The organism is Armatimonas sp. (assembly GCF_031410135.1).
In the GTDB taxonomy this organism is placed as follows: Bacteria; Armatimonadota; Armatimonadia; order Armatimonadales; family Armatimonadaceae; genus Armatimonas.
Map to the genome: position 1 here is coordinate 1 of NZ_JANNYP010000071.1, position 3,370 is coordinate 3,370.

General features: G+C 58.5%; 4 protein-coding genes. All 4 read left to right on the forward strand.

Features of this window, described 5'->3' with window-relative positions:
- Positions 1–697, forward strand: a 697-nt coding sequence (locus RMO15_RS02510; RefSeq protein ID WP_309707494.1) for a hypothetical protein, incomplete at its 5' end; no start/stop codon positions are given.
- Between the two features lie 86 nt (positions 698–783).
- The gene (locus RMO15_RS02515) at positions 784–1,362 is read left to right on the forward strand and encodes a TetR/AcrR family transcriptional regulator (RefSeq protein ID WP_309707496.1); all 579 of its coding nucleotides are present in this window, start codon (positions 784–786) and stop codon (positions 1,360–1,362) included.
- Positions 1,363–1,390: 28 nt separating this feature from the next.
- Complete coding sequence (locus RMO15_RS02520; RefSeq protein ID WP_309707497.1) at positions 1,391–2,527, forward strand: DUF418 domain-containing protein; 1,137 nt, start codon at positions 1,391–1,393, stop codon at positions 2,525–2,527.
- A gap of 15 nt (positions 2,528–2,542) precedes the next feature.
- A partial coding sequence (locus RMO15_RS02525) for a histone deacetylase (RefSeq protein ID WP_309707498.1) occupies positions 2,543–3,370 on the forward strand: 828 nt, incomplete at its 3' end.

Below are 3,370 nucleotides of genomic sequence, written 5' to 3' on the forward strand. Positions count from 1 at the left end.
GGCGCTGGTGGCGATGCGGCAGGCGTTCTACCACAGTAGCCACACCACTCCACCGCTCCCTGAGGCGCAGATGGTCACCTACTCCTGGCTCGTCCAAGCGTTCTTCGCCCTCTCGCCCTTCACCTCTAACCCCGACCCGGAAGTGCGAGCCATGATGCGCGATGGCACGGTCGCCTACGAGCTGGCCCGTCCGCTCGACCTCTACACCCTCTGGTTCACCCGCAACGCCGCCAACCGCGTGGCTCCAACTATCCTGCGCTGCCTGCCGATCTTCGTGATAGGCATGGCGTTTCTAGGCATGCAGCCCCCGCACTCAATCGCCGCGTTTTTCGCCTTTCTCCTCGCGCTTACGGGAGCCGTGGCCCTGATCGCCGCGTGGTGCACGCTAATTACGATCTCGCTTCTCTGGACAATCTCCGGCGACGGCATCGCACGAATCGCCCCTGGACTTGTCGCCGTCCTCTCCGGCCAGATACTTCCCCTTGCCCTCATGCCCGACGGCCTCAAACCCCTCCTTGGATTCCTCCCCTTCACCGGCATGGTAGACGCGCCGTTCTCGCTCTGGGTGGGAAGCCGCGATGCTAGTGAGGTAGGAGGTATTCTTCTGCATCAGCTCGCTTGGACAGCGTTCTTTGTACTCACGGGGAGATTTTTGCTGGCTCGGGGGCTGAAAAAGCTTGTCGTCCAAGGCGGGTAGGGCCATAAATCTGTCTCCGCGTCTTGACAGTTTTCAAGAATGCATGATATAAATCGAACGTTCATTCTAAAAAAAGGAAATCCATTATGTCCCAACGTACCGACCAGCGCCGAAGCGAGATTCTCCAAGCCGCCGCTACCTGTTTTATCCGCCGTGGGTTTCACCAGACCTCCATGAAAGAAGTCTGCGCGGAGGCGAAGCTTAGCCCTGGGCTGGTCTACCATTACTTTGAAAGTAAAGAGCAGATCATCCAGGCTATTGCCCAGCAAGCGCATCGGGCGACGGGTAGTCTTATGGCGGAGCTAGAGACTCTCCCTACCTTGCGACTCGCCCTCGCTCGCCTCGCAGAGCGACTCACTCACTGGCTTGCCCAAAACGGCGAGGCGCGGCTCTACATTGAGGCGAGTGTCGAGGCTTCACGTAACCCGAGTGTCCGTGCAACATTTCGCGCCGCAGATGATGCCTTTGTCACCTCGTTCCGTCTGCTTTTAGATGCCGCCACGCACCGGGGCGAGCTCCCCCGTGACCTCGATACGGAGCTTTTAGCGGCTCTTATCGGTATTTGTTTAGATGGGATCATCCTGAACACTGCCATTCAAGAGACCTTGCCTCTCTCATCCGACGTGCTTCAGCAGCTTTTGGAGCGCTTTGTAGGGCTTTCCTGAGAGCCTCTTTTTTTAGAAAGAAAATAGAATGAATATTCAATCAAAAATACTACTCCCGGAGCGACTGGCTCTGCCGGATCTCTTACGAGGCTTTGCCCTCCTGGGAATCCTGGTGGTCAATCTCACGTTTTTAGCGCATGGCCTCGATCCCGTGCCCGCCTCGCTGGAAGCCACGCCTTGGGACCGCCTCGCATCCTGGATCGTCAGCTTCGCCTTCGAGTCGAAGTTTTATCTTCTGTTTTCGTTTCTTTTTGGATACGGCCTCTCGCTTCAGCTTGCGCGTGCAGAGCACCAAGACACGACACTCGGGCCGCGCTATGCACGACGGCTCTTGGGACTGGCACTTTTTGGGGTTTGGCACGCCACCTGCTTTTTCATGGGCGATATTCTTGTCTCCTATGCCTTGCTGGGAACCGTTCTCTGGGCGCTGCGAAAGCGCTCTGTGCTCTCTTTAGTAAGGTTCTCTCTCGGTATGCTTGTCCTAGCGGTCTTAGGGCGCGTCGTGCTCGCGATGCTTCTCTCCAACGCGACGGGGACACTACTCTCGTCAGTCCCGTCAACAGAACCTGGCTACCGAGGCACGTTTACCGATGCGATTCAGCAGCGCCTGAAAGACCTGATCGTCTTCTATGTTTTTACGCCCCTCTTCAACTGGCCCAGTGCTCTGGGGCTCTTTGCGCTCGGGCTGGCGGCGGGCAAAGAGCAGCTACTGGAGAAAACCGAGCGCCTTAAGCGACTCCTCAGGTGCACGCTTCCCCTGCTCTTGCTCTTGGGTATCGGAGGAAACGCACTCTACGCCTCCCGCCCCGAGCACTTTGCGAGCCTCGTCCTGGAGGCACTCGCCGCCCCGGCGCTCTCGGCACTGTATCTCCTTGGTGTCCTCGTACTACGCCATCGCCTGGCCTGGCTTGCTCCCGCAGGCCAGATGTCACTGACGAACTATCTCGGGCAGGCCATGATTGCCTCTTTTGTTTTCTGTGGCTGGGGTCTGGGGCAGTTTGGGCTCTGGGGGGCAAGTCAGCTCCTTCTCTTTGCACCTCTTCTCTGGGGAGCACAGCTCCTGCTCAGTAAACTCTGGCTTCAAAGATTTCGGCAAGGCCCCGACGAGTGGCTTCTGCGCTGCCTGACCTATGCCCGCTGGGAGCCGCTACGAAAAGAAAGATAGAATAGCCACGAAACTATGAAAGTCGTCTACTCGCCGCGCTTTGATATTAACTTCTTCGGTCTGGAGAAGCTGCACCCGTTCGACGCGAAGAAATACAGCCAGGCGTGGGCAAAAGTGCCGCAGCTCCACGAAAATGCTTTGACAGTGAAGGAGCCGGTGGGTGAGGAAGATCTGTTGCGCGTTCACAGCGCGGCGTATCTGGCAAGCTTGCGCCACGCACATAATCTTGCGCGGGCGCTGGAGCTGCCGATTATTGGCGGACTACCGGTGAAGCTCACCGAGCTGGCGGTGCTGAACCCGATGCGCTTCGGGGTGGCGGGGACGATCCTGGCGGCGCGAACGGCGGTGGCGGAGCGCGAACTGGTCTTTAATCTCTCGGGCGGCTACCACCACGCCAAGCCCGACCAAGGAGAGGGCTTCTGCCTCTTTAACGATATCGCCGTCGCTATCGCCATTCTGCGTGGCGAGGGGCTGATGGGAAATATCGCCTACATCGACCTGGACGCGCACATGGGCAACGGCGTGGCGCACTGCTTTCTCGATGACCGCAGTGTCTGGCTCTTTGACATGTTCAACGCCGACCGCTATCCCTTCAGCGACACGCTTGCCCGGCAGCGCCTCGACTGGCCGATTCCGCTCAAAGATGGCACGGCGGGGCCACTCTATCTCAGCTTGCTCAAGGCCCAGCTCCCGGAGTTTTTAGAGACCGTCGGCAGCATGGGAGAGATAGCGCTGGCGATCTACAACGCGGGCACTGACCCGTTTGAGAAAGACCTGCTCGGGGGGCTGTGCCTCACGGAGCCCGAGATCCTAGAGCGCGATCTCTTTGTCTTGCACACCCTC